Genomic DNA, 24,991 nt, shown 5'->3' on the forward strand with positions numbered 1-24,991 from the left:
CCGGGTGGCAGGCGTTATGGGGAACAGCCGATAAGGCTGCGCGCCGCCGCCCGGGCCTCATTCGTCACCGAGTTACCCGAAATCATCCGCGCGATCTCGTCCACGCGGGCGTCGTCGCCAAGCGGCACGACGGTCGACAGGGTCTGACCGTCATCGACCTTCTTCTCGACCCGCCAGTGATGCGCCGCCAGCGCCGCGACCTGCGGCGAATGGGTGACGACCAGCACCTGCCCGCCCTCGGCCAGGTCGCGCAGGCGCCGCCCGACCGCATCGGCGGTGGCCCCGCCGACACCGCGGTCGATCTCGTCAAAGATCATGGTGATGTCGCCCGCCTCGCCCGCGAGGCAGACCTTGAGCGCGAGCAGGAAGCGCGACAGCTCACCGCCCGAGGCGATCTTGGCGATCGGGCCCGCGGGGGCTCCGGGGTTGGTGGCGACCAGGAACGACACCTCGTCGCTGCCGTCGGGACCGGCCTCGGCCGGCTGGACCAGCGTCTCGAATCGCGCGCGCTCCATCTTGAGCGGGGCAAGCTCCGCCTCGACCGCCGCGTCGAGCGATGCCGCCGCCGTACGCCGCGCCGCGGTCAGGCAACCGGCTGCCGCGTCGTAGGCCGCGATCGCCTCGGTCGCGGCCTTCTCGAGCGCCGCGATGTCGCGGGCACCGTTGTCGAGCGCGGCCAGCTTGCGCGACAGCGTCTCGGCCAGGTCGGCCAGGTCATCGGGCGCGACGTCGTGCTTGCGGGCCAGCGCGCGGATCGCGAACAGCCGCTCCTCGGCCGCCTCGAGCTCCAGCGGATCGAAATCGAGCGCGTCGAGGCAGCGCTCCACGCCATCGGCGGCCTCGGCCAGTTCCGACAGGGCACGGCCAAGTGCCTCGATCGGGGCGTCCAGCCGCCCCTCGACCCCGTCGGCCGCGCCTTCGAGCCAGCGCAGCGCGTCGCCCATCGGCCCCTCTGCCCCGTCGGACCCAAGCGCCGCATGCGCGCGCGCCACGTCGCCGCGCAGCTTTTCCGCCGATTGCATCAGCCTGCGGCGGGCGTCGAGCGCCTGCTCCTCGCCCGGTTCCGGCGCAAGCTTGTCCAGTTCGGCCACGGCGTGGCGCAGGAAGTCCTCTTCGGCCTGCACCTCGCTCAGCGCGGCCCGGGCCTTGGTCAGCGCGCGCTCGGCCTCGCCCCGGGTGCGCCAGGCGGCGCGGACCTCGGCCTTCAGGTCGTCATGGGCGGCATAGGCGTCCAGCAACGCGCGATGCCCGCGCGGGTTCAGCAGGCCGCGGTCGTCATGCTGGCCGTGCAGCTCGACCAGCAGTTCGGACAGCGATCGCAGCACCTCGCCGCTGGCGCGGCGGTCGTTGACATAGGCCGTCTTGCGGCCATCGGCGCTGTTCACCCGGCGCAGGATCAGCTCTTCGCCGACCGGCAACCCGGCCTCTTCCAGTACGGCATTGGCAGGATGCCCTGCCGCAAGCTCGAACCAGGCCGTGACCTCGCCCTGCTCGGCCCCCTGGCGCACCAGTTCGGCCCGGCCGCGCCAGCCCAGCACGAAACCGAGCGCGTCGAGCAGGATCGACTTGCCCGCCCCCGTCTCACCGGTGAGCGCGTTCAGACCGGGCCGGAAGTCGAGCTCCAGCCGGTCGATGATCAGCATGTCACGGATTTCCAGACCGCGCAGCATTGCCGCCCGTTCTCCTCAGCCTACCGGGTTGGGTTGTCGCCGTCGCAGAGCCTACCGGCCCGGGCGCAGGTTACAACCACTTACCCTGCACCATCTGGCGATAGACCTGGTTCAGCCAGTTGTCCCCGAGCGCCTTCGGCTCCAGCCCGCGGCCGGTCAGCAGCTTGTAGCTGTCGTCGTACCAGGGCGTGGACTGGAAGTTGTAGCCCAGGATCGCGCCAGCGGTCTGCGCCTCTTCGTTGAGGCCAAGGCTCAGGTAAGCCTCGACAAGGCGGTGCAGCGCCTCGGGCGTGTGGCTCGTGGTCTGGAAGTCCTCGACCACGGCACGGAAGCGGTTGATCGCGGCGGCGTAGTGTTCGCGCTTGAGATAGTAGCGCCCGATCTCCATCTCCTTCGCCGCGAGGTGGTCGAAGGCGAGGTCGAACTTCAGCACGGCCGACCGCGCATACTCGCTGTCGGGGTAGCGTTCGATCACCTGCCGCAGCGCCTGCAGCGCCTGGAATGTCAGGCCCTGGTCGCGGCCGATCTCGTCGATCTGGTCGTAGTAGCTCAGCGCCAGGAGGTACTGCGCATAGGCCGCGTCGTCATCGGCCGGGTAGATGTCGAGGAAGCGCTGCGCCGAGGCGCGGCTCTCGGGGTACTTCTGCGCCTGGTGGTACGAGAACGCGTTCATGATGAGCGCGCGCTTGGCCCATTCGGAATAGGGATAGAGGCGCTCGACCTCGGCAAAGAACTCGGCCGCGTCCTCGGGCCGGTTCCGGCCCAGCTCGTGCTCGGCCCGCTGAAAGATTTGCTCTGCCGTGTAGTTCTCGAGCGGCAGGTCCGACGCGGATTGATTCACCCCGCCGCAGCCCGCCAGCACGATCGCAAGCACCATGGGCGCCGCAAGCTTCACCCGGAAACCGCCTGCCATGCTTGCCTCACCTCTTGCCGTTTCTTCCCTGTCCCCGCCGCGATAGCGCCGAAGTTGCGGCTGGTCTAGCACAGAAAATTCCGGTGCAAAACGCCTTTACGCATTCCCGCTCACGCTCAGGCGACGGCGGGAATCTCGACCCGGCTGATGCCGCTGCCCGGCAGCAGCGCGTCGAGCCGTGCGTCGCAGGTCACCATGCGATAGGCGGTCGGATCGGCGAAGAGCGCGTGCAGCAGGCGGTTGGTCACGCCGTGCCCTGCCCGCAGCCCGACATAGCGGCCCAGGATCGGGGCACCGGTCAGCGCGAGGTCGCCAAGCGCGTCGAGCATCTTGTGGCGCACCGGTTCGTCCGCGTGGCGCAGGCCGCCCGGTGTCAGGATCCGGTCGCCATCGACGACGACGGCGTTCTCGGTCGTGCCGCCAAGCGCGAGGCCGCGGGCGCGCATCGCCTCGACATCGGCGTTGCGGCAGAATGTGCGGCTGTCGCAGAGGTCGCGCACGAAGCTGCCGTTCGACATCACCAGCGATTTCTCCTGGGTGCCGATGGCGGCATCGTCGAACTCGATGCGGAAGGCGATCTCGGGCCGCGAGGCGGGTTCCAGCCGGGCCTTGGCATTGCCGACCGTGATCTCGACCGGGCGCAGGATTTCCAGCGCACGCACCGGCACCGCCTGGGCCTGGACGCCCCGCGCGAGGAAGGCGCGGACGAAGGGCGCGGAAGAGCCGTCGAGGATCGGAACCTCGGGGCCGTCGATCTCGACCAGGGCGTTGTGGATGCCGCAACCGGCCAGCGCCGCCATCAGGTGCTCGACCGTACTGACGGTCACGCCGGCGGCGTTTTCCAGTCGGGTGCACAGGGTGGTGTCGGTGACGGAATCCCAAAGGGCCGGAATCATCGTGTCGCCGAGTTGAATGTCGGTGCGGCGGAACCAGATACCATGGTTGGGCGCCGCCGGGCGGACGACCAGCTTGACCTTGCGCCCCGAGTGGAGCGCAATGCCTGCAAAGGTCACTGCCGATTTCAGCGTATTCTGCACGTGGCGGCCTCTTGTCACAAAAAAGTCGAAAACTTCGTTCGACTTAGGTAGGACGCCCCCTCCCACCTCTCAACTCACTCTTTGCTACCGTTTGTAATACGCGGGCAAGGTTTTTGACGTGCACGGAAACCAGTGCGGCAAACCTTTGGAATTCCACGAAAAAGGCCGCCAGTGAGGCGGCCTGATCCTTCAAGTGTATCGTGGCGTCACAAAACTGACGTCAGCCCTCAGTTGGCCTGGCGGCGCAGGAAAGCGGGGATTTCGATCCGCTCCTGGTCGGGATCGACCTCGCGTGCGACGGCCTGCTGGCGCGGTTCGGCGGCCTGGACCGGCGGCTGGACGCGCGGTGCACGCGCGGTCTGCTGGGCACCGCCCCGCTCTTCGGCGTGGCCGGTCATCCGGTTGATCAGCGAGTTGATGCCAAAGCGCGACCGCTCGGGTTCCGCGGCTGCGGCCTTCTGCGGCTGTGCCACCTGCTGCGGCTGGCGCGGGGCGCGGTTGACCGCGGCCTGCAGGCGGGCCAGCGCCTCGGGCGACGGGGTCCCGGCGCGCGGGGCCTGCGGTGCCACGAAGTCTTCGGGCGCCTGTTCAGCGGCGTACTCGGCCGCGGTGCGCGGCTGGTAGGCCGGCGGCGGCAGGTCATCGGCATCCTGCGACACGAAGGCCGCGTCGGTGCGGGCCGACGGCGCCTCCTCGAGATCCTCGAAGAACGTCGGCTCTTCGGCGCGGGCAACCGGTGCAGGCTGCTCGACCGGCTCGGGCGCGACCATGGTCTCGACGGCGACGGGGGCCGCCTCTTCGACCTCCTGGGCCACCTCTTCCGGCTGCTTCAGCGGCTGGGAGAGCTTGCGGCGCGGGACTGGCATCTCGTGCGTGTTGTCGGTGGCGTCGATGCCGGTCGCAACGACCGAAACGCGCATCTTGCCTTCCATGTTGGTGTCGAGGGTCGAGCCCACGATGATGTTGGCGTCCGGGTCGACCTCTTCGCGGATGCGGTTGGCCGCTTCGTCGAGTTCGAACAGGGTCAGGTCGTGACCGCCGGTGATATTGATCAGCACGCCCTTGGCGCCGCGCAGCGAGATCTCGTCAAGCAGCGGGTTCGCTATCGCCTTCTCGGCGGCCTGGATCGCGCGGGTTTCGCCATCGGCCTCGCCGGTGCCCATCATCGCCTTGCCCATCTCGTCCATCACCGCGCGGACGTCGGCGAAGTCGAGGTTGATGAGGCCCGGGCGGACCATCAGGTCGGTCACACCCTTGACGCCCTGGTAGAGCACGTCGTCGGCCATCGAGAACGCCTCGGTGAAGGTCGTCTTCTCGTTGGCGAGGCGGAACAGGTTCTGGTTCGGAATGATGATCAGCGTGTCGACCATGCGTTGGAGAGTTTCGACCCCCTCCTCGGCCTGCCGCATGCGCTTGGCACCTTCGAACTGGAAGGGCTTTGTCACGACGCCGACGGTCAGGACGCCCAGCTCACGCGCGGCCTGCGCGATGATCGGGGCCGCGCCGGTGCCGGTGCCGCCGCCCATGCCGGCGGTGATGAAGCACATGTGCGCGCCGGCCAGGTGATCGACGATCTGTTCGATGCTTTCCTCGGCGGCGGCGGCGCCGATCGACGCCTTGGCGCCCGCGCCCAGACCTTCGGTGACCTTCACGCCCAGCTGGATGCGGCTTTGCGACTGGCTCTGCTGCAGCGCCTGCGCGTCGGTGTTCGCCACCACGAAATCCACGCCTTCGAGCTGCTTTTCGATCATGTTGTTGACGGCGTTGCCACCGGCACCGCCCACACCAAATACGGTGATCCGCGGCTTGAGATCCTCACCCCCCGGCATCGTCAAATTCAATGTCATCGCTTGTTCCGCCTGTTTCCAGCCCCGCCTTAATGACGGGTTTATCCGCATAAACTTCCGCAAGCATAGCGAGGTGCGACATACGCGTCACCCCGAAAACCACAAAATATGGCAAAATCTCGCGTGGATCTGCGGCCATATCGGCATCCGCACAAGATATTGCGTAACGTCAAGCACATGCAGACAGGAATTCGGGGCCAATAGGCACCGGCATCACAATCAAGACGCGTTCTCGCGACAAGTGCTTTCAATTTTGCGGCGACTGCTCTGCTTGCCTTTCGCCCTTTTCCGGGCTTGTGGATAAATTAACAGATTCGTCTCAATGCGTCACTGTCCTTGCTTCATGATTAGCTGCTTTCTGCCGATTTTTCGGGCTCTAACGGCTGAATCTCACCAATTATCCTTGAACCAGCGCACGGCTCGTTTCAGCGACCGCGCCGGGTAGCGGTCCATCGGCAGGTCGAAATCCCACCATTCATCCTGCGGATGCGCCGCGAAGAGGCACATGCCGACCGCGCTGGCAAAGCCCGGCCCGGTCGCGGCCTGCGGCAGGCCATGCACGCGCAGCGGACGTCCCAGGCGCACCTGCTGGCCGAGGATGCGGCTGGCCAGGCCGTCCAGACCGGGGATCTGGCTTGCCCCGCCGGTCAGCACGATCTGCTGGCTGGGCATGTGGTCGAACCCCGCGGCGTCGAGGCGATAGCGGACCTCTTCGAGGATCTCCTCGACCCGGGGGCGCATGATGCCGATCAGCTCCGAGCGGGTGACGGTGCGGCGGTCGTGTTCCCAGTCGCCGGTGTCGCCGCCGATCTCGATCTTCTCACGGTCGTCCATGCCGGTGGCGATGACGCCGCCGTAGAAGGTCTTGATCCGCTCCGCCGTCTGCATCGGGATCTGCAGCGCCATCGAGATGTCGCCGGTGACGTGATCGCCGCCCATGCGGACCGCGTCGGCGTAGATCATGTGCTTGCGCCAGAAGACCGAGAGGCCCGTCGTGCCGCCGCCCATGTCGATGCAGGCGGCGCCCAGTTCCTGCTCGTCCTCGACCAGCGCCGAGGTGCCCGAGACATAGGCCGAGGAGGCGACCCCCGCCAGTTCCAGGTCGCAGCGGCGGACGCAATGCGCGAGGTTCTGGATCGCCGCGGCGTCGACGGTCAGCATGTGCATGTCGGTCGACAGCGCCTGGCCGATCTGGCCGCGCGGGTCGTTCATCCCCGACCGGTGATCCAGCGCGAAGTTCACCGGCTGGGCATGCAGCACCTCGCGTCCGTCGCCGTAATCCGGCACCTCGCAGGCGGCCAGCACGCGGCTCACGTCCTGTTCCTCGACGACCGGTCCCTCGACCTCGACCTGCCCGGCCAGACCGTAGGACCGCGGGCCTGCGCCCGAGAAGCAGGCGATGACGTGATCGACGCGGATGTTGGCCATCTTCTGCGCGGCCTGGATCGCGGTGCGGATCGCGCGCTCGGTCTCCTGCATCGCCTCGATCTCGCCGAACTTAACCCCGCGCGACCGCGTGGTGGCGGCGCCGATCACGCGAAAGCCCGCCTGCCCCGCCAGCGACCCGACCCCGTCGGACCCAACGCGCCGTTCCGTGCTGTCAAAGCGCAGCACGAGGCAGGCGATCTTGGACGTACCGACGTCAAGGACCGCCACGACACCGCGTTGCATCGCCGCCTTGCGCAGGTTCCGCATGGCCCGTTGGGTTTCGTAAAGGTCTCTCATTCGCCGTTCAACTCCACCACGATATCCTTGATCTGCCACCAGGTGCTGGCCGCCTCCGGGTTCATCCGGATGGTCGGGCGATGCGCGAGGCGCATGTCCACGGCCGCCACGTCCCGGTCGAGCATCTCCTGCGCCTGGTGCAGCGCGATGACGCGCTCCAGCGCGCGCACCGGCTCGGCCTCGGGCAGCAGGATGCGCTGGCCCCGGTCGAGCACCACGTCCCAACGGCGTTCGCCGACCCGCACGAGGCCCCGCACCCGGCCCAGGATCGGGCGCGCGGCGGCGAGGATGTCGAGCGCTTCGGGCACGGCCACGTCGGCCCCCCTGCCCACGATGAGCGGCAGGTCCGCCCGGTCGAGCCGGGCCTGGATGCCGCCGACGACGACGCCCTCGCGGTCGACCAGCGCCAGGCCCTCGGCTTCGCGCCAGACCACCATCGGCTGACGCTCGGTCACGATCACGTCCAGCACGCCGCCGTTGCGCACGCGCAGGCTGACCGAGGCAACAGCCGGAATATCGGCAATCGTCGCGCGCAGCCCCTCGAGGTCGAGGTCGAAGGACGAGACCGGGAAATCGACCGCGGCGACCTCGCGAATGTCCTGCTCGACGCTTGTCGTAGCACCTTCGACCGCCATCAGGTTGACCATGAACTGGGGCCGGGTCTCGAACGCCTCGCGCCACGCGGCGAACTGCGCCACCACGGCGTCGCGCCGGGCATCGTTGCCGAAGTAGCCCATCACCAGGCCGGCCGAGAGCACGAAGGGCAGACCGACCCGCATCGCAACGCGATAGGTCGGGGTCAGCATGATCCGCTGCATGCGGTAGGACCAGCGCGACGGCGCCGGATCGGGCCGGGTGGCTACCTTCCGCACGATGCGTCCTCCACCAGCCAGCGGCAGAGCGCGCCGAAGGAGATGCCGATCGCCGCCGCCTGCTCGGGGATGAGCGAGGTCGGCGTCATGCCGGGCTGGGTGTTGGTTTCCAGCAGGATCAGCCCGTCGAGGCCCTTGTCCTCGTCCCAGCGGAAATCGGTCCGGCTCACGCCCCGGCAGCCAAGCGCGTGATGCGCGCGCAGGGCATAGTCGAGGCAGGCATCGGTGATCTCCTGCGGGACGTTTGCAGGAATCTCGTGACGCGACCCGCCGGGCTTGTACTTGGCGTCGTAGTCGTACCAGCCGTCAGTGATGATGTCGGTCACGCCAAGCGCGCGGTCCCCCAGGACCGATGTCGTGAGCTCCCTGCCCTTCACGTACTGCTCGACCATGACGGTGTCGGGCATCGTCTCGGCCAGCTTGGGCGGCGAATTGGCGCCCTCCTGCACGATGTAGATCCCGACCGAGGAGCCTTCGTTGTTGGGCTTGACCACGTAGGGTGGCTCCAGCAAATGCTGCGCCTCGACCTCGTGTCGTTCGGCCAGGCGGCTTTCGACGACCGGCAGACCGGCAGAGCGATAGACCTCCTTGGCGCGGGCCTTGTCCATGGCCAGCGCCGAGGCCAGCACCCCGGAATGCGTGTAGGGAATGCGGAGCCATTCCAGCAGGCCCTGGACACATCCATCCTCGCCCCAGCGGCCATGCAGGGCGTTGAAGACGACGTCCGGAGAGATGTCGGCAAGACGTGCGGGCAGGTCCGGGCCGGCATCGACCTCGACCACCTGAAATCCTTCGTCCCGCAGCGCGGCGGCGCATTCGCGCCCTGTCGACAGCGACACCTCGCGCTCAGCCGAGGGACCGCCCAATAACACCGCAACTGTCGGGGTTGTCCTGCTCGACGAACCCACTTCGTGCCTCGTTCTCCGGGCCTTGTTTTGCGGCCCTTTTTCGTTGGTTCCGGCCTTGCCCGGGCCGGGGATCATGCCGTCCCGGGTCTTAGCCCGGTTCTCCGACGCGCATGATTTCCCACTCTAACTCTATTCCAGAGCTTTGAAAAACTCTTTTTCGGACCTCCTCGCCCAAACCTTCGAGTTCCGCCGCCGTGGCCGTGCCCGTGTTGGTGAGAAAGTTGGCATGTTTGGGGTTCATCACCGCCCCGCCCATCGGAACGCCCTGCATTCCGGCGTCCTGGATCAGCTTCCATGCCTTCAGATCATGGGTATCGTCCGCCCGCCCGGTGCTGGAAAAACCGGCCGGATTGCGGAAAGTCGACCCGGCGGTGCGGTCCTTGACCGGCTGGGTTTCGTCCCTTTTGTCGAGCTGCGCCTGCATCCGCGCGGCCAGTTCCTCGGGATCGCCCGCCTCCCCTTCCAGTACCACCTGGGTCAGGATCAGGTCGGGGGGCAGCGCGGTCTGGCGGTAGGCAAAACCCATGTCGGATTTCGAGAGCGTCACCGCCTCGCCCGCCCGCGTCACACCGCGGGCCGAGACAAAGTGATCCCCGGTGTAGCTGCCGTAGCAGCCCGCATTCATCCGCGCCGCGCCGCCGAGGCTGCCGGGAATGGTGCGCAGGAAGCTGAGGTCGATCCCCGCCTCACCCGCCCGCCGCGCGACATGGGCATCGAGGGCGGCGGCACCGGCGGTCACCCGCCCTGCCCCGGCCTCGATCCCGTTGAAGCCGCGGCCCAACCGGATCACCACGCCGCGAATGCCACCGTCACGCACGATCAGGTTAGACCCGACCCCCATCGGAAAGACCGGTATGGCGGGGTCGAGGGCCGACAGGAACGCGGCAAGGTCGGCGTCGTCCGCCGGCTGGAACAGCCAGTCGGCCGGCCCACCGACCCGCAGCCAGGTCAGTTCGGACAGGTCGCGGTCGGCGGTCAGGCGGCCTCGGGTCTCGATCCGGTCGGGGGTGGGCATGGGCGGTCCTCTGTCTGCACCCTGCCGGGTAGCAAGCCGCAGGCAGGACGGCAAGCGTCGCGACGCCCTACTCCGCCGCTTCGCCGATCCCGGCCTTCCGCCGCAGCCAGCGCCAGAGGTAGATCACCGGCCAGCGCAGGATCGAGCATCCGGCGGCGAGGACGAGGAGCCCGACGATCGCGCCGTGGGTCCAGGTGACGTAGCCTAGGATCGGAACCCCGGTCGCGATGAGGGCATAGGCGCTGGTCCAGTGACTGTCCCGGCTCGGCAGCATGGCGACGAGGTTCGCCGCCAGGGCCCAGAGACAGACGAGGATCAGCGCCCATGTCATTCGTAATCTTCCCTCAGTTTCTCGCCGCGATTGCGCAGGCGGCGCAGCAGGTAGGCGACAGGCTTGCGGAAGATGGACAGGAACACGAGCGTCACCAGCACGCCCCAGATCCAGCCCTGCTCCCACCAGATTACGCCGATCAGCACCGGCGCCGTGGCCAGGAGCGCCAGCCCCGGGCCGTATTGCAACCGCAGGGGCAGGATCGCCACGGCGGTCGCGACGAGCACCCAGAGGCACCCCAGGATGAGCGATAGACTCATTCAAAACTCCCAATCGTCACACGCGGGCCGTGAGTGGATGGCCCCGAACGGGCCGGACATCGCAACCAATGAGCGAGCCTTTCCGTACAGAATCTACCTGCCATCAAAGGTGCATTCCCAACAACTCTATTCCGATACGAAAGGATAGCGGGGCGCGTGGATGTGGTGGGGCCCATGCGGCAATGCGGCCAGCTTTCCCAAGGGAATCCATACCCTTTTCTGGTTAACAGAAGAACGGGTATGCTGCATGGCGCGCCGGGCGGCATGTTGACGGAGTCATCAAAACTTCAGCTGTGTTGCAATGCAGCAACCCGCGCGGGCCGTCAGACGCTGCGCAGCGTCACCTTGCCCTGCCCCCAGTCCGCCAGACGTGCCGGCAGCGCGTTGGCCCAGGACGAGATCGTGCCCGCCCCGAGGCAGACGACCATGTCGCCCGGCTTGGCCTGTTCGCGCACGAGGCGTTCGAGGTCATCTTCGGACACGATGGCACGGGCATGGCGGTGGCCATGGGCGATAAGCCCGGCCACGAGGTCGTCGCGCGTCGCGCCCTCGATCGGGTCCTCGCCGGCGGCGTAGACCTCGGCGATGGCGACGACGTCGGCCTCGTTGAAGCAGGAACAGAAGTCGTCGAAGAGCGTGTGGAGCCGGGTGTAACGGTGCGGCTGGTGGACCGCGATGACGCGGCCGCTGGTTGCCTGGCGGGCCGCCTTCAGCACCGCCGCGATCTCGACCGGGTGGTGGCCGTAATCGTCGATGATGGCGACGCCGTTGACCTCACCCACCTTGGTGAAGCGCCGGTTCACGCCGCCGAAGTTGGCGAGTGCCACGCGGATCTCCTCGGCCTTCATGCCGAGGTGGCGGGCGACGGCCACCGCCGACAGCGCGTTCGACACGTTGTGGTCGCCCGGCATCGGCAGGGTGCAGTCCTTGATCACCCGGTCCTCATTCTGCAGCAGGATGTCGAAATGCGCCGACCCGCCCTCGTAGCGCAGGTTCACCGCGCGGATGTCGGCCTGCGCGTTGAACCCGTAAGTGATCACGCGGCGGTCGGTGATCTTGCCGACCAGCGCCTGAACCTCGGCATGGTCGGTGCAGCAGACCGCGACGCCGTAGAACGGGATGTTCGACACGAAGTCGAGGAATCCCTGCCGCAGCCGGTCGAAGTCGCCCCAGTGGTCCATGTGCTCGGGGTCGATGTTGGTCACGATGGCGATGGTGGCGGGCAGACGGTTGAAGGTCCCGTCGCTTTCGTCCGCCTCGACCACCATCCATTCGCCCAGCCCCACGCGGGCATTCGAGCCATAGGCGTGGATGATACCACCGTTCACCACGGTCGGGTCGAAATCGCCGGCGTCCAGCAGTGTGGCGACCATGGTGGTGGTCGTCGTCTTGCCGTGGGTGCCCGCGACGGCGACGTTGGATTTCAGCCGCATCAGCTCGGCCAGCATCTCGGCCCGGCGCACGACCGGCAGGCCGCGGCGGCGCGCCTCGTCCAGTTCCGGGTTGCCCGGCTTGATCGCGGAGGAGATGACGACGACCTGCGTGTTCTCGAGGTTCTCGGCCCGCTGGCCCTCGAAGACATGCGCGCCCAGTTCCTTCAGCCGGTCGGTGATCTTGGAAGCCTTCAGGTCGCTGCCCTGGACGGTGTAGCCATGGTTCAGCAGCACCTCGGCGATCCCCGACATCCCGATGCCCCCGATGCCCACGAAGTGGATCGGTCCCATGTCCTGCGGCAGTTTCGTCGCGGCTGCGTTCATGTCTCTACCCCTTTGCCCCGCCCGAGAGGCGTTCCACCATATCCGCCAGCGTCTGCGCCGCCTCGGGCTTTCCGAGGGTCAGCGCGGCCCGGGCCATCTGCTCGGCGCCGGCCGGATCGCCCAGCACCAACGCCATCTGGTCGGCCAGCGTTCCCGCGTTGAATTGGCTCTCCGGCATCAGGATCGCAGCCCCCGCCTCGACCAGTCCGCGGGCGTTCACCGTCTGCTCGTCCCGGATCGATGCCGCCAGCGGCACCAGAATCGAAGGCCGTCCAATAACGGTCAGATCGGCGACAGTCGAGGCCCCCGACCGGGTCACGACCAGCTGAGCTTCGCTCATACGTCGCGGCACATCCTGGAAGAAGGTCTGCACGTCGGCGTCGATGCAGGCGTCGGCATAGGCGCGCCCGACCCGGTCGAGGTCTTCCTCGCGGGCCTGGTGGCTGACGCGGATGTTGCGGCGGATCGGTTCGGGCAGCTGCGCCACCGCGTCCGGCACCACGTCGGACAGGATGCGTGCGCCCTGCGAGCCGCCCATCACCAGCACCGACATCGGGTAATCGCCCGGCGGGATGTAGCCCGCCCCGGCCCGTTCGCCGACCGCCATGCGCACGGGGTTGCCGGTGTGCACCGCCTCGACCCCCTCGGGCAGTTCGGTCGGCCAGGTGCCGCAGGCGATCTCGTCCACCCGGGTGGCAAAGGCCTGGTTCACCCGGCCCAGCACGCCGTTCTGTTCGTGGATCATCCGCGGCAGGCGCAGCGCGGTCGCCGCAGCCATCGCGGGGATGGCCGGGTAGCCGCCGAAGCCCACGACCACCTCGGGCCGGTCGCGCCGCATCTTCCAGATCGCCGACATCACCCCGCCCGCGATCTGGAACGGCGCCGCGGCCTTGGCCACCAGCCCGCCGCGGGCAAACGTCGCGCTTGGCAGCTGTTCGATCTCGACCGAGTGCGGGAAGCCGCTCGTGTAGCGCGCACCGCGCGCGTCGGTCGACAGCTTGACCCGCCAGCCCCGGCGCAGCATGACCTCGGCCAGCGCCTGAGCGGGAAACATGTGCCCACCGGTGCCACCCGCCGCGATGATGAGAAGAGGCGCGTTGTCGTTCATCGGCCCCGCCCGAGGATGTCGGTGATCCCGCCCTGCGGACGGCTGCGTGTAAAGGCCAGCAGCATGCCGATGGCGATCCCGGACGCGATGACAGAGGAGCCGCCGTAGCTGACGAACGGCAGCGTCATGCCCTTGGCCGGCAGGAGCCGCACCGCGACGCCCATGTTGATCATCGCCTGCACGCCGAAGACGGCGACGAGGCCGGTGCCGGCAAGGCGGATGAACGGGTCGCGTTCCCGCATCAGACGCAGCAGCGAGCGCACGACGATCACGGTGTAGAGCGTGATGATGCAGAGCACGAGGAACAGACCATATTCCTCGGCCGCCACCGCGATGATGAAGTCGGTATGCGCATCCGGCAGGTTCATCTTGACCTGCCCCTCGCCCACGCCGACGCCGAAGAACCCGCCTTCGCGGATCGCGTTGGTGGCGTATCCGATCTGGGTCGTGGGATCGACCTCGGGGTGCAGGAAGCCATCGATCCGGCGCGCGAAGTGTTCCGAGCTGTTGTAGGCCGTCATCCCGCCCAGGATCACCAGCCCGGCCATGCCGACCATCAGCACCATCGGCGCCCCTGCGACGAAGTACATCACGCCCCAGCCGAAGAGGATCAGGCAGGCCTGGCCAAAGTCGGGCTGCATCGCCAGCAGGATCACGATGATGAAGGTGATGACGAAGCTCCAGGCGCGTCCCGGCGGACCGTTCAGGTCCTGGCTGGCCGCCATCATCCAGGCAGAGGTCACCACGAAGACGGGCTTGAGGAATTCCGACGGCTGGACCGAGGCCACGCCGAGCGAGAACCAGCGCGTCGCGCCCTTGCCGAAGTCGGTGCCGAAAATCGGCAGCAGCAGGATCGCGACGAAGGCCCCGAAGAAGCCGATCACCGCCATCCGGCGCACCATCACCGGCGTCATCATCGAGACGGCGAACATCACCATCATCGCCACGCCGCCGAAGAAGGCCTGGCGCTGCACGTAGTGGAACGGCGCGAGGCCGTTCTTGGCCGCCAGCGGCGGAGAGGCCGCGAGCGCCAGCAGGAGCCCCACGCCGAACAGCATCAACACGCAGGACATCGTCCATTTGTCGATGGTCCGCCACCATTTGGGAAGAACCGGTTCCCCTGCCTGAACAGGAACCGCACCATGCACCATATCCGTCATGGGTTACCGCCGATTTTGCCTCATTCCGCCCCTTTGCGGGGTCGTTGAATGTTACAGTAGCGCGTTTGGTGTTTCAGGGCCAGCAGGAATGCGCCTGCGCGGGCATCTCCGGCCCGGTTCGGGGGCGCTGCCCCCGCCGCCCTGCAGACGCCTCGCCCGAAGGTTTCAGCGAACGATGAAGCCGGGCGTCAGGCCAGCGCGGCTCGGACGCGGGCCACGAAATCCTCGCCCCGGCGCTCGAAGCTGTCGTACTGGTCAAAGCTGGCGGCGGCAGGGGCCAGCAGGACGGTATCGCCCGGCTCGGCCTCGGCCACGGCGCGGGCGACGGCGGTCGCCATGTCGGTGCAGACCTCGGCCTCGATCCCGCGCAGATGGACGGCAAAGGCCGCCGCCTCGCGCCCGATGACATAGGCCTTGAGGACCGATCCCGCCGCCTCGACAACGAGGTCGAGCCCGCCTTCTTTCTCCAACCCTCCGCAGATCCAGCGGATCCGGTCGAACGCCGCGAGCGCCTTGGCGGCGCTGTCGACATTAGTGGCCTTGCTGTCGTTCACGAACCGGATGCCGTTGTGTTCGGCGATGGTCTGGCTGCGGTGCGGCAGGCCGGCAAAGCTATGGAACGCCTGCTCGGCCACCCGCGGCGCGATGCCGAGGGTGCGCACGGCGGCATAGGCGGCACAGGCGTTCTGGTGGTTGTGCGCCCCCGGCAGCCCCGCGACCTGCCGCAAGTCGATCGAGGCGACCTGCTTGCCCTTGCGCCATTCGGTCAGGAACCCCTTGCGCGCCGCCACCTGCCAGCCCGCGCCCACCGGTTTCTGCGTGACCGAGACGCGGATCACCCGGTCGTCGCCCGGCCCCTCGCCCAGTTGGTCGGCCATGTAGAGCCCCTCGGCCTCGTCCACGCCGATCACCGCGCGGTCGGGCCCGCCTTCGGCAAAGAGGCGGCGCTTGGCGGCGAAGTAGCCGCCGATGCCGCCGTGCCGGTCGAGGTGGTCAGGCGAGAAGTTGGTGAATACCGCGACGTCCGGGGTCAGCGCCCGCGCCAGGTCGGTCTGATACGAGCTGAGTTCCAGCACCACCACCCCGCCATCGCCCGGCGGGTCGATGTCGAGCACGCCGCGCCCGATGTTGCCCGCCAGCTGGCTTTCGCGCCCGGCTTCTTCGAGGATGTGGTGGATCAGCGCCGAGGTGGTGGATTTCCCGTTCGAACCGGTCACCGCGATCACCTTGGGCGGCACATCGAACTCGGCCCAGCCGGCCCCGGCGAGCGAGCGGAAGAAGAGCCCGATGTCGTTGTCGACCGGCACGCCGTGGCGATAGGCCTCGGCGATCACCGGGTTCGGGCGGGGATAGAGATGCGGGATGCCCGGGCTGACGATCAGCCGCGCGATCCCCTCGATCGCGCCGGCCTTACCAAGATCGGCGCAGGCAAAGCCCTCGGCCTCGGCCTTGGCGCGGGCGTCGGGGTTGTCGTCCCAGCAGACCGGCTCCGCCCCGCCGGCGCGCAGGGCGCGGGCGGTCGAGAGCCCCGAACGGCCCAAGCCCAGCACACCGATCCGCGCGCCTTCAAAGCCTGTGACTGGAATCATCTGCGTCTTCCCCTTTGCGCGGCGCCGGTCAGACCGGATCACCCGAGTCATTGTCCTTGCGCCGCCGTCTGTGCCAGAGGCCGATCAGCCCGAGCCCGGCGAGCGCCACGGCGATCGAGGCGATCAGATGCCAGTGCAACGGCACATCGCCCAGCAACCGGCGCAGGCTGAGCGCCACGCCATAGCCGAGCGCGGTCACCAGATGCGCCCAAACCAGAACCGAAATCAAGTTGAGAACGGCGAATGTCGGCCAGGCGATCCGTTTCGCCCCAAGCAGCAGCAGACCCACTGTCCGCGCCCCGTAGATGAAGCGCAGCGACAGGACCGTGCGAGCCGGGTAGCGCTCGACCATCCCCGAGACGCGTACGGCGTGACGGTGCGACAGCACCCGCTGCACCAGCGGCCAGCCCCGCGCGAACCGGCCCACGAGGAACACCGCCTGGTCGGCGATCACCGCCCCGGCGGTGGCGGTCAGCGCGGCGGCCTCGAAGGAAAACACACCCCGATGCGCCATTGCGCCACCCAGGAAGGTGGCGACCTCTCCCTCGACCATCGCGCCGAGGAACAGCCCCGGCAGGCCAAGGCTCTGCACGAGGCTTTCAAAGGACATCGCCCCGGCGCCTCAGCGCAGCTTCAGGGTGGCGAGGCCGACGAGGGCGAGGATCAGCGAGATGATCCAGAACCGGATCACGATCTGCGGCTCGGACCAGCCCTTCTTCTCGTAGTGGTGGTGGATCGGCGCCATCAGGAACACCCGCTTGCCGGTGCGCTTGAAGTAGGCGACCTGGATGATGACCGACAGCGCCTCGACCACGAAGAGGCCGCCGATGATCGCCAGCACGATCTCGTGCTTGGTGGCCACCGCGATCGCGCCGAGCGCGCCGCCAAGGGCGAGCGAGCCGGTGTCGCCCATAAAGACCGCCGCCGGCGGAGCGTTGTACCACAGGAACCCGAGGCCGCCGCCGACGAGCCCTGCGACGAAGATCACGATCTCGCCGGTGCCGGGGACATAGTGGATTTCGAGGTACTCGGAAAAGTCCACGCGGCCGACGAAATAGGCGATGATCCCAAGCGCCGAGGCCGCGATCATCACCGGCATGATCGCCAGCCCGTCGAGGCCATCGGTCAAATTCACTGCGTTGGCGGCGCCCACGATGACGATCATCGAGAACGGAACGAAGAAGATGCCGAGGTCCAGCAGCGCGTTCTTGAAAACCGGGAAGGCCAGCTGCCCCTGCAGGTCCACGGGGTGGTACCAGGCCGCCCAGGCCGAGGCGAGCGCCGCGATGATGAAACCGATCAGCAGCCGCACCTTGCCCGAGACGCCGGCGGTGTTCTGCTTGGACACCTTGGCATAGTCGTCGGCAAATCCGATCAGGCCGAAGCCGATGGTCACGAAGAGCACCAGCCAGACGAACGGGTTGTCGAGCCGCGCCCAGAGGAGCGTCGCCGTCAGCAGCGCCCCCACGATTAAGAGCCCGCCCATCGTCGGCGTGCCGGCCTTGGCCAGGTGCGATTCCGGCCCGTCGTTGCGGATCGGCTGGCCCTTGCCCTGCGTCCGGCGCAGGACGTCGATCAACGGCCGCCCGAAGAGGAAGCCGAAGATCAGCGCCGTCATGAAGGCGCCACCCGCGCGGAAGGTGATGTAGCGGAAGAGGTTGAAGACGTCCCCACCATCCGACAGACCGGCCAGCCAATAGAGCATGTTTCTTCCTCGTTCAGTTCGCGGCCGGATGGCCCAGTTTCCTGAGTGCGTCAACCACCAGGCTCACCCGGCTGCCCTTGGATCCCTTCACAAGGATGACGTCGCCCGCGTCGACCAGGCGCGCGGCGCGGTCGGCGAGTTTTCCCGCCGTGCGGGCAAAGCGGCCGCGCTTGGCCTCGGGCAGCGCCTCGTAGAGGACCTGCATCCGTTCGCCCACGCAGTGGATCACGTCGAGCGCCTGCATCGAAGGCAGATCGGCCAGGTTGCGGTGCATTGCTGCCTCGTCCGGGCCCAGTTCAAGCATCTCGCCCAGCACCGCGACGCGGCGGCCATGGGCGTGGCGGCCGACGTTGTCGCGCGGGCTGGCGGCTGCCAGCACCTCGAGAGCTGCGGCCATCGAGGTCGGGTTGGCGTTGAAGGCGTCGTCGATCAGCTCGAAGCTCAGCCCCTCGTCCAGCTGGTCGAGGAGAAGCCTCTCGCGCATGCCGCGGCCGGCCGGGGGCGACCAGCGCGCGAGGTCGGCCGCCGCCGTCGCCCGGTCGAGGCCGAGCGCATGCGCCACGGCCAGCACGCCAAGCGCGTTGACCGCGAAATGCCGCCCCGCCGCGCCGACCTTGTAGAGCACCGGCGTGCGCCAGGCGCGCGCCTCGGCGACCGAGGTCTCGTCCCCGATCCGCAGGCTGTTCAGACGATGGTGGTTCGCCCGTGTCTCGCCAAAGGTTAGGACCTGCGCACCGTGATCGCGGGCGATCCCGATCATGATCGGCGTGGTCGGGAGGTCACCGTTGATCACCGCCGTGCCGCCCGCCTCCAGCCCCTCGAAGATCGACGCCTTTTCCCGCGCGATGCCCTCGAGGTTCTCGAAGGCTTCAAGGTGCGCGGCGGCGACGGTCGTGATCATCGCGACGTGCGGCCGCGCCATCCGGGCCAGCGGCGCGATCTCTCCAGGATGGTTCATGCCTATCTCGATCACCGCCAGCTCACTGTCGCGCGGCATCCGGGCCAGCGTCAGCGGCACGCCCCAGTGATTGTTGTAGCTCGCCTCGGCGACGTGCGTCCGGCGCTGGTGGCCCAGCACCGCGCGCAGCATCTCCTTGGTGGATGTCTTGCCGACCGATCCGGTGACCGCGACCACGCGACCCTGCATCCGGTCGCGCCCGGCCCTTCCGAGCGCACCGAGCGCGTCCAGCACATCGGACACGATCAGCAGCGGTGCATCCGGCGACACGCCATCGGGCCGCCGCGACACGAGCGCGGCACCCGCCCCCTTCTGGAGCGCCTGCGCGACGAACTCGTGGCCGTCCCGGGCGGCCGTCAGCGCCACGAAGAGATCGCCACGCTGGATCGTGCGGGTGTCGATCGAGACGCCGCCGACCGACCAGTCGCCCTGCACCTCGCCACCGGTCGCGCGGGCCGCCTCCTCGGCGGTCCAGAGGCTCACGCGAGCCTCCCGTCGAGCGCCGCGACCGCGACCGAGGCCTGTTCCGCGTCGTCGAAGGGATAGATGTCGGAGCCGACAATCTGCCCTGTCTCGTGCCCCTTGCCCGCGATCAGCAGCGCGTCGCCGGGGCCAAGCGCATCGACCCCGCGCAGGATCGCCTCGGCCCGGTCGCCGACCTCGATCGCCTCGGGCGCGCCCATCATCACGGCCTGCCGGATCATCGCCGGATCCTCGGACCGGGGGTTGTCGTCGGTGACAAAGACGATGTCGGCATTCTCGGCTGCCGCCTGGCCCATCAGCGGGCGCTTGGTCGCGTCCCGGTCGCCGCCTGCGCCGACGATGGCGACGATGCGCCCCATCACGTGCGGGCGCATGGCCTTGAGCGCGGTGGCGACCGCATCGGGGGTGTGAGCGTAATCGACAAAGACCGAGGCCCCGTTGTCGCGCCGGGCGACCAGCTGCATCCGGCCGCGCACCGTCGACAGCGCCGGCAGGGTTTCGAACACCGCCTCGGGCGCCTCGCCGCTGCCGATGGCAAGGCCCGCGGCGACCAGAACGTTTTCCGATTGGAACCCGCCGATCAGCGGCAGATGAACCTGATAGTCGCGCCCGTCCCAGCCGAACCGCAGGACCTGGCCGTCGGGTTCATAGCGGTGGCTGCGGATGCGCAGCTGCGCCCGGTCCGACCGCCCGACCCCAAGAACCTGGATGCCCCGGTCGACGCAGATCTGCGCCATGTCCCCGCCGCGATGGCCATCGAGGTTGATGACCGCCACGCCCTCGGGCGGCAGCAGGCGCTTGAAGAGCCCGGCCTTGGCCTCGAAGTACTCCTCGAAGGTCGCGTGGTAGTCGAGGTGATCCTGCGTGAAGTTGGTGAAGCCCGCGGTCTGCAGCTGCACCCCGTCCAGCCGCCGCTGCGCGAGGCCGTGGCTTGACGCTTCCATGCAGCCATGCGTGACGCCGGCGCGCGCGGCCTCGGCCAGCACGCGGTGCAGGGTGATCGGTTCGGGGGTGGTGTGGGCCAGCGGCGCCTCGAAGGCGCCTTCGACCCCGGTGGTGCCGAAGTTGCAGGCCTCGTGCCCCAGCAGGGTCCAGATCTGGCGGGTGAAGGTCGCGACCGAGGTCTTGCCGTTGGTGCCGGTGACCGCCGCCATGATGCCGGGCTGGGCGCCCCACCAGAGCGCCGCGGCATAGGCGAGGACCTGCCGGGGATCCTCGGCCACGATCAGCGGCACGCCCGAGGCGCGCAGCAGGTCCGCATGCATGTAGGCGCCATCGGCATCGGTCAGGATCGCCCCTGCCCCGTTCTCGAGCGCCTGCGGAATGAACTTGCCGCCATGCACCACGCTGCCCGGCAGGGCGGCGAACAGGTTGCCCCGCGCGATGCCGCGGCTGTCGACGCTGAGGCCGGTGATATCGGCCATGGCGCCGCCCTTCGCGGTCAGGCCCAGCTCGTCCAGCGTCGCCGTCTTGCCCGATGCCCGTGCCGCCATGATTGCCCCGCCTCCGCTGGTTACTGGGATGTGAGGGTTATATCAGCCAGCTTTGCGGGTTCAATCTGGGGCCGCAGGCCGAGGAGCGGGGCGACGCGGCGTATCAGCTCGGCCGCGACCGGAACGGCCGTCCAGCCGGCGGTGCGGCGCGGCTCGTCTCCGCTGGTTTCGACGGGTTCGTCGAGGCTCAGCACCAGCACGTATTCCGGGGCGTGGGCGGGGAACATGGTGGCGAAGGTGGTGATCACCTTGTCGTCATAATAGCCGCCCGTGGGCTTCGGCTTGTCGGCGGTCCCGGTCTTGCCCGCGACGGCGTAGCCCTCGACCTCGCCGAAGCTGGCGGTGCCCTCGGTCACCACCTTGCGCAGCATCGCGCGGGACCGCGCCGCGGTGGTCGAGGACATGACCCGCTCGCCATGCTGCGGGACGTCGGTCTTGATCAGCGTCGGGTGCACCTGGATGCCGTCGTTGGCAATCGTCGCATAGGCCGCGGCCAGGTGCAGCGGGCTGGCGGACATGCCGTGGCCGTAGGAAATCGTCATCGCCGACAGCTCGGTCCATTTCGACGGCAGCAGCGGCTTGGCCTGCTGCGCCTCGGGCAGTTCGATGGTCGAGGGCACGGTCAGACCGAGGTTGCTCAGGAACGTCTTCTGGTTCTCGACCCCGAACATCTGCGACAGCCGCGCCGTGCCGATGTTGGAGCTTTTCACGATGATCTTTTCGACGGTCAACTCGTTGCCGTAGAAGTGGAAATCCTTGATCAGGTACTTGCCGAACCGGATCGGGCCGCGGGTGTCGATCACGGTGGAGGGCGAGACGAGGCCCATGTCCATCGCCTGGGCCGCCGCGAAGATCTTGAAGGTCGACCCGAGCTCGTAGAGACCCTGCGCCGCGCGGTTGAAGAGCGGGCTGTCGTCCGGTGCGCCCTTGGTCGGCGGCAGCGGCCGGTCGTTCGGATCGAAATCGGGTAGCGAGGCGAGGCTGATCACCTCGCCGGTCTTGACGTTCATCAGGATCGCCGCCGCGCCCTTGGCGTTCATCAGCTTCATGCCGCCCGCCAGCACCCGCTCCGTCGCGGCCTGCACCGACAGGTCGATGGACAGCTCCAGCGGTTTGCCGCCCTCGGCGGGGTCGCGCAGGCGGGTGTCAAAGAAGCGTTCCACGCCGGCCACGCCGATCAGTTCGGCCGAGCTGACGCCCTCTTCACCATAGCCATAGCCGCCCAGCACGTGGGCGGCGATCCGGCCGTTGGGATAAAGCCGCATCTCGCGCGGACCAAAGAGCAGCCCGGGCTCGCCGATGTCCATCACGGCCTGCTGCTGTTCGGGGCTGATACGCTTCTTGATCCAGAGGAACTTGCGCGAGCCGGTGAAATCCTTGAGCAGCCGGTCGCGGTCGAGGTCGGGGAAGATCTCCATCAGCTGGTCGACCGCGCCAAGCGGGTCGATCATCTGGTGGGGATGGGCATAGAGCGCATGTGTCTCGAGGTTGGTGGCAAGGATCCGGCCATTGCGGTCGACGATGTCGGCGCGCTCGGCAACGATGCTCGACCCGCTGGCCGAGGCGCGCGGCTCCGACGGCTCGGACCCGGCCATGGCCCCCATGCGGAACCCGATCACGGTGAAGGCGCAGAAGAACATCGCGCCCAGGACCAGCAGCCGCCCCTCGGCGCGGGAGCGGTCGCGGTCGCGCATCTCTTCATGCCTGAGGCGCAGGTTCTCACGCTCGATGGCATCCGGGTTCTCGCCCCGGGCGCGGGCCTCGATGACCCGGGCCAGCGGGCGCAGCGGGGTGCGGATCATTCCTGCACCTCGTCCAGCAGGTCGGCGTTGTCGCTCGACACCTCGATCGCGTTGTCGATCACCAGCTTTTCCTCGACCGGGTAGGCCACCTGGTCGATCCGGCCGAACTGGTCGGGGCGCAACGGCAGCAGCGACAGCGTGCCGAAGTTGATCTCGGCCAGGTCGCGCAGGCGGTCGGGACGGTTGAGGTAGGCCCACTCCGCCCTGAGCATGGCCAGTCGTCCGCGCGCCTCGCCGATCTCGCGCTGCAGGCTCTCGGCCTCGTTCAACACGTGCTGGGTCTCGTAGTTCTCGCGGTAGGCCCAGAAGGCGAGGCCGATGACCGCGAGGGCCGACAGGACATAAAGCAGGCTTTTCATGACTTACCCCTGAGTTGCGGCATGCCGAGCGCGCGGCGGTCGACCGGACCGGCGGGCGCCTCGGTGCGCCGGCCGACGCGCAGCCGGGAGGACCGGGCGCGCGGGTTGACCGCGATTTCGTCGTCGTCCGGGCCGATCGCCTTGCGGTTCACCACCTCGAAGCGCGGCGCGTCCTCTTCGGTTTCCGGCGCGTAGCGGTTCGACCGCCCCGCCCCGCCCGAGCGTTGCTGGAAGAAGCGCTTGACCATCCGGTCCTCGACCGAATGGAAGGTGACCACGGCCAGCTGCCCGCCGGGCTTCAATGCCCGTTCGGCGGCCTCAAGCCCCGAGGCGAGTTCGCCGTACTCGTCGTTCACCGCGATGCGAAGCGCCTGGAAGGTGCGCGTGGCGGGATGGGACTGGCCCGGTTTCTGCCGTGGCAGGACCGATTCCACGATGCCGGCCAGTTGCAGCGTCGTCGTGATCGGTGCCTCGGCGCGGGCCTTGCCGATGGCGCGGGCGATCCGCCGGCTGGCGCGATCCTCGCCGTAGAGAAAGATGATGTCGGCTAGGTCCTCTTCCGAGGTGTCGGCGACGAGATCGGCCGCCGACGGCCCCTGGCTGCTCATCCGCATGTCGAGCGGGCCGTCCTTCATGAAGGAAAACCCGCGCTCGGCCAGGTCGAGCTGCATGGACGACACGCCAAGGTCCAGCACCACGCCGTCGAGCGGTTCGTCGGAATACTCGTCGAGGCGCGAGAACACGCCCTCGACCAGCCGCAGCCGGTCGCCGTAGTCCGCGGCCCAGCCCTTGGCCATCTCGAACACCATCGGGTCGCGGTCGACGCCGATCACCGTGTCGGCCCCGGCCTCGAGCAGGCCGCGACTGTACCCGCCCGCCCCGAAGGTGCCATCGAGCCAGAGGCCCGACACCGGCGCGACGGTGCGGAGGAGCGGGTTCAGAAGAACCGGGATATGGGGCTGGTCGACCATCGCCTTACCGCCCCATGGCCTAGTCCCTGCCCTGCTGGCGCTGTTCGTCGCGCTTGTTGCGCGCGGCGTTCAGCAGGGACTTGGGATCGAAGTTCGCGGGCTGCGAGGCGAGGTATTCGGTGCGGCTTGCGGTGCGCACGTCCTCGAAGGTGTCGGGGTTCCACATCTCGAAGGTCGCGCCGCGACCGCGGGCCAGGATGTTCATCCCGTCCTCGAGCGCCAGCTTCTGCCGCAGATGCATCGGCAGAACGGCACGGCCGGTGTCGTCCAGCCGGACTTCCTGTGTCGAACTGATGAAGTAATCCATGGACAGCTCGCGTTCCGGACCGAAGTCCATCTGGTCCACGATCTCTTCCATCTCGTCCTGGGCCTTGATGGTGTAGACCTCGAGGCCGCCCTTCAGGTTGTCGCCGTAGTGGATGAACATGCGGGGATTGTCGCCTTCGACCCAGTCCGGGTCATTGGCTTCGAGGGCGCGACGAAACTCGACCGGGATCGACACGCGTCCCTTGCCGTCCATCTTCAGATGGTGTTCGCCTCTGAACCTTGCCCGGCTCACCCTCTGTCCGTCCCTCGCCCCCGTGTTGCGTTCTGCCCGAAACCGGGCCCCTGAAACGGAAAACGGCGGATAGGTGCTGCTGCCACTGCCCTATCCGCCGCCCTCGTCCCGTCTCCGGGTATGGTTCGTTCTGCGCGGCGCCATCTTGGGGGGATGTCTGCTCGCCCCGCGCTGTCGAACCTCTCGTGGATGAAGCGGGGTGCCTGTATGAAACACTGCCTATTTGGGAAGTTATTTTGGGGTCGTTTTGGTGCCCCGAGTTCCCGTCCTCATCTCTGGGATTAGGTATCCCATGGGAGCGAATGGGAGGCAATGGTTTTTTTTGGGAACACGCGGCCGCGAGGCACCTGTGACGCGGAGCCACTGTGGCGAGAAGGTCCCAATTTTAGCCTAAGTTGAGTAACTTCGCGTCACCCACACCACATCTAGTGGTGCAGGCCTTTCCCAATACAGTCCCAATTAATTCCAG

Annotated in this window: 23 protein-coding genes; all 23 read right to left on the bottom strand. The window is 68.0% G+C overall.

The genetic code is table 11. The annotated features are described in order from the left end of the window. Window positions 1-14: 14 nt before the first annotated feature. Window positions 15-1,670: a DNA repair protein RecN gene (gene recN, locus ACE2AC_RS07050; protein WP_375691390.1), complete on the bottom strand. Its 1,656-nt coding sequence runs from the start codon at window positions 1,668-1,670 to the stop codon at window positions 15-17. Window positions 1,671-1,740: 70 nt separating this feature from the next. Then, complete coding sequence (locus tag ACE2AC_RS07055; protein ID WP_375691391.1) at window positions 1,741-2,583, bottom strand: outer membrane protein assembly factor BamD; 843 nt, start codon at window positions 2,581-2,583, stop codon at window positions 1,741-1,743. Between the two features lie 116 nt (window positions 2,584-2,699). Then, entirely contained in the window at window positions 2,700-3,620 is a 921-nt protein-coding gene (gene lpxC / locus ACE2AC_RS07060) for a UDP-3-O-acyl-N-acetylglucosamine deacetylase (protein ID WP_375691392.1), read from the bottom strand. A gap of 227 nt (window positions 3,621-3,847) precedes the next feature. After that, window positions 3,848-5,467 carry a cell division protein FtsZ gene (ftsZ, locus tag ACE2AC_RS07065; RefSeq protein WP_375691393.1) on the bottom strand — a complete coding sequence of 540 codons (1,620 nt, stop codon included), beginning with the start codon at window positions 5,465-5,467 and terminating at the stop codon, window positions 3,848-3,850. Beyond that, window positions 5,436-5,606, bottom strand: a complete 171-nt coding sequence (locus ACE2AC_RS07070; protein WP_375691395.1) for a hypothetical protein — start codon at window positions 5,604-5,606, stop codon at window positions 5,436-5,438. The genes ftsZ and ACE2AC_RS07070 overlap by 32 nt, the downstream gene beginning before the upstream one ends. 251 nt (window positions 5,607-5,857) lie before the next feature. Next, the gene (gene ftsA, locus ACE2AC_RS07075; protein ID WP_375691396.1) at window positions 5,858-7,192 is read right to left on the bottom strand and encodes a cell division protein FtsA; all 1,335 of its coding nucleotides are present in this window, start codon (window positions 7,190-7,192) and stop codon (window positions 5,858-5,860) included. Then, a complete protein-coding gene (locus ACE2AC_RS07080) occupies window positions 7,189-8,064 on the bottom strand; it encodes a cell division protein FtsQ/DivIB (RefSeq protein ID WP_375691397.1) in 876 nt (291 codons plus the stop codon). Before ACE2AC_RS07080 ends, ftsA begins: the two co-directional genes overlap by 4 nt. Next, window positions 8,052-8,972 carry a D-alanine--D-alanine ligase gene (locus tag ACE2AC_RS07085; protein ID WP_375691398.1) on the bottom strand — a complete coding sequence of 307 codons (921 nt, stop codon included), beginning with the start codon at window positions 8,970-8,972 and terminating at the stop codon, window positions 8,052-8,054. Before ACE2AC_RS07085 ends, ACE2AC_RS07080 begins: the two co-directional genes overlap by 13 nt. An 88-nt stretch (window positions 8,973-9,060) precedes the next feature. After that, the gene (gene murB / locus ACE2AC_RS07090; protein WP_375691400.1) at window positions 9,061-9,987 is read right to left on the bottom strand and encodes a UDP-N-acetylmuramate dehydrogenase; all 927 of its coding nucleotides are present in this window, start codon (window positions 9,985-9,987) and stop codon (window positions 9,061-9,063) included. A 67-nt stretch (window positions 9,988-10,054) separates the two neighbouring features. Continuing rightward, window positions 10,055-10,318: a DUF2484 family protein gene (locus ACE2AC_RS07095; RefSeq protein WP_375691401.1), complete on the bottom strand. Its 264-nt coding sequence runs from the start codon at window positions 10,316-10,318 to the stop codon at window positions 10,055-10,057. Next, complete coding sequence (locus tag ACE2AC_RS07100; RefSeq protein ID WP_375691402.1) at window positions 10,315-10,578, bottom strand: DUF2484 family protein; 264 nt, start codon at window positions 10,576-10,578, stop codon at window positions 10,315-10,317. The genes ACE2AC_RS07095 and ACE2AC_RS07100 overlap by 4 nt, the downstream gene beginning before the upstream one ends. A gap of 323 nt (window positions 10,579-10,901) precedes the next feature. Further along, a complete protein-coding gene (gene murC / locus ACE2AC_RS07105; protein ID WP_375691403.1) occupies window positions 10,902-12,335 on the bottom strand; it encodes a UDP-N-acetylmuramate--L-alanine ligase in 1,434 nt (477 codons plus the stop codon). A 4-nt stretch (window positions 12,336-12,339) separates the two neighbouring features. Next, window positions 12,340-13,443, bottom strand: coding sequence for a UDP-N-acetylglucosamine--N-acetylmuramyl-(pentapeptide) pyrophosphoryl-undecaprenol N-acetylglucosamine transferase (locus ACE2AC_RS07110; RefSeq protein ID WP_375691404.1), 1,104 nt, complete (start codon window positions 13,441-13,443; stop codon window positions 12,340-12,342). After that, window positions 13,440-14,603, bottom strand: coding sequence for a putative lipid II flippase FtsW (gene ftsW / locus ACE2AC_RS07115; RefSeq protein ID WP_375691405.1), 1,164 nt, complete (start codon window positions 14,601-14,603; stop codon window positions 13,440-13,442). Before ftsW ends, ACE2AC_RS07110 begins: the two co-directional genes overlap by 4 nt. 188 nt (window positions 14,604-14,791) lie before the next feature. Beyond that, window positions 14,792-16,192: a UDP-N-acetylmuramoyl-L-alanine--D-glutamate ligase gene (gene murD / locus ACE2AC_RS07120; protein ID WP_375691406.1), complete on the bottom strand. Its 1,401-nt coding sequence runs from the start codon at window positions 16,190-16,192 to the stop codon at window positions 14,792-14,794. Between the two features lie 28 nt (window positions 16,193-16,220). Then, entirely contained in the window at window positions 16,221-16,802 is a 582-nt protein-coding gene (locus ACE2AC_RS07125; RefSeq protein WP_375691407.1) for a DedA family protein, read from the bottom strand. A 12-nt stretch (window positions 16,803-16,814) separates the two neighbouring features. Further along, entirely contained in the window at window positions 16,815-17,897 is a 1,083-nt protein-coding gene (gene mraY / locus ACE2AC_RS07130) for a phospho-N-acetylmuramoyl-pentapeptide-transferase (protein ID WP_375691408.1), read from the bottom strand. A gap of 13 nt (window positions 17,898-17,910) precedes the next feature. Then, a complete protein-coding gene (gene murF / locus ACE2AC_RS07135; RefSeq protein ID WP_375691409.1) occupies window positions 17,911-19,338 on the bottom strand; it encodes a UDP-N-acetylmuramoyl-tripeptide--D-alanyl-D-alanine ligase in 1,428 nt (475 codons plus the stop codon). Then, entirely contained in the window at window positions 19,335-20,831 is a 1,497-nt protein-coding gene (locus ACE2AC_RS07140; RefSeq protein ID WP_375691410.1) for a UDP-N-acetylmuramoyl-L-alanyl-D-glutamate--2,6-diaminopimelate ligase, read from the bottom strand. The genes murF and ACE2AC_RS07140 overlap by 4 nt, the downstream gene beginning before the upstream one ends. A gap of 20 nt (window positions 20,832-20,851) precedes the next feature. Beyond that, on the bottom strand, window positions 20,852-22,633 hold the full coding sequence (locus ACE2AC_RS07145) for a peptidoglycan D,D-transpeptidase FtsI family protein (protein WP_375691411.1): 1,782 nt from the start codon (window positions 22,631-22,633) through the stop codon (window positions 20,852-20,854). Continuing rightward, window positions 22,630-22,992: a cell division protein FtsL gene (locus tag ACE2AC_RS07150; RefSeq protein WP_375691412.1), complete on the bottom strand. Its 363-nt coding sequence runs from the start codon at window positions 22,990-22,992 to the stop codon at window positions 22,630-22,632. The genes ACE2AC_RS07145 and ACE2AC_RS07150 overlap by 4 nt, the downstream gene beginning before the upstream one ends. Then, window positions 22,989-23,963 (bottom strand): 16S rRNA (cytosine(1402)-N(4))-methyltransferase RsmH, encoded by a 975-nt coding sequence (rsmH, locus tag ACE2AC_RS07155; RefSeq protein WP_375691413.1) that lies wholly within the window; start codon window positions 23,961-23,963, stop codon window positions 22,989-22,991. The genes ACE2AC_RS07150 and rsmH overlap by 4 nt, the downstream gene beginning before the upstream one ends. A gap of 19 nt (window positions 23,964-23,982) precedes the next feature. Further along, window positions 23,983-24,483 carry a division/cell wall cluster transcriptional repressor MraZ gene (locus ACE2AC_RS07160; RefSeq protein WP_375691414.1) on the bottom strand — a complete coding sequence of 167 codons (501 nt, stop codon included), beginning with the start codon at window positions 24,481-24,483 and terminating at the stop codon, window positions 23,983-23,985. Window positions 24,484-24,991: the final 508 nt, after the last annotated feature.

The organism is Pseudooceanicola sp. LIPI14-2-Ac024, assembly GCF_042188925.1.
In the GTDB taxonomy this organism is placed as follows: Bacteria; Pseudomonadota; Alphaproteobacteria; order Rhodobacterales; family Rhodobacteraceae; genus Pseudooceanicola.

Bases quoted from the DNA above. Each gene is read 5' to 3' on its own strand.
- recN (WP_375691390.1), bottom strand. From the start codon at position 1,670: ATGCTGCGCGGTCTGGAAATCCGTGACATGCTGATCATCGACCGGCTG.
- ACE2AC_RS07055 (WP_375691391.1), bottom strand. From the start codon at position 2,583: ATGGCAGGCGGTTTCCGGGTGAAGCTTGCGGCGCCCATGGTGCTTGCG.
- ftsZ (WP_375691393.1), bottom strand. From the start codon at position 5,467: ATGACATTGAATTTGACGATGCCGGGGGGTGAGGATCTCAAGCCGCGG.
- ACE2AC_RS07070 (WP_375691395.1), bottom strand. From the start codon at position 5,606: ATGGCCGCAGATCCACGCGAGATTTTGCCATATTTTGTGGTTTTCGGG.
- ftsA (WP_375691396.1), bottom strand. From the start codon at position 7,192: ATGAGAGACCTTTACGAAACCCAACGGGCCATGCGGAACCTGCGCAAG.
- murB (WP_375691400.1), bottom strand. From the start codon at position 9,987: ATGCCCACCCCCGACCGGATCGAGACCCGAGGCCGCCTGACCGCCGAC.
- ACE2AC_RS07095 (WP_375691401.1), bottom strand. From the start codon at position 10,318: ATGACATGGGCGCTGATCCTCGTCTGTCTCTGGGCCCTGGCGGCGAAC.
- ACE2AC_RS07100 (WP_375691402.1), bottom strand. From the start codon at position 10,578: ATGAGTCTATCGCTCATCCTGGGGTGCCTCTGGGTGCTCGTCGCGACC.
- murC (WP_375691403.1), bottom strand. From the start codon at position 12,335: ATGAACGCAGCCGCGACGAAACTGCCGCAGGACATGGGACCGATCCAC.
- ACE2AC_RS07110 (WP_375691404.1), bottom strand. From the start codon at position 13,443: ATGAACGACAACGCGCCTCTTCTCATCATCGCGGCGGGTGGCACCGGT.
- ftsW (WP_375691405.1), bottom strand. From the start codon at position 14,603: ATGACGGATATGGTGCATGGTGCGGTTCCTGTTCAGGCAGGGGAACCG.
- murD (WP_375691406.1), bottom strand. From the start codon at position 16,192: ATGATTCCAGTCACAGGCTTTGAAGGCGCGCGGATCGGTGTGCTGGGC.
- ACE2AC_RS07125 (WP_375691407.1), bottom strand. From the start codon at position 16,802: ATGTCCTTTGAAAGCCTCGTGCAGAGCCTTGGCCTGCCGGGGCTGTTC.
- mraY (WP_375691408.1), bottom strand. From the start codon at position 17,897: ATGCTCTATTGGCTGGCCGGTCTGTCGGATGGTGGGGACGTCTTCAAC.
- ACE2AC_RS07140 (WP_375691410.1), bottom strand. From the start codon at position 20,831: ATGGCGGCACGGGCATCGGGCAAGACGGCGACGCTGGACGAGCTGGGC.
- ACE2AC_RS07145 (WP_375691411.1), bottom strand. From the start codon at position 22,633: ATGATCCGCACCCCGCTGCGCCCGCTGGCCCGGGTCATCGAGGCCCGC.
- ACE2AC_RS07150 (WP_375691412.1), bottom strand. From the start codon at position 22,992: ATGAAAAGCCTGCTTTATGTCCTGTCGGCCCTCGCGGTCATCGGCCTC.
- rsmH (WP_375691413.1), bottom strand. From the start codon at position 23,963: ATGGTCGACCAGCCCCATATCCCGGTTCTTCTGAACCCGCTCCTCCGC.
- ACE2AC_RS07160 (WP_375691414.1), bottom strand. From the start codon at position 24,483: ATGGACGGCAAGGGACGCGTGTCGATCCCGGTCGAGTTTCGTCGCGCC.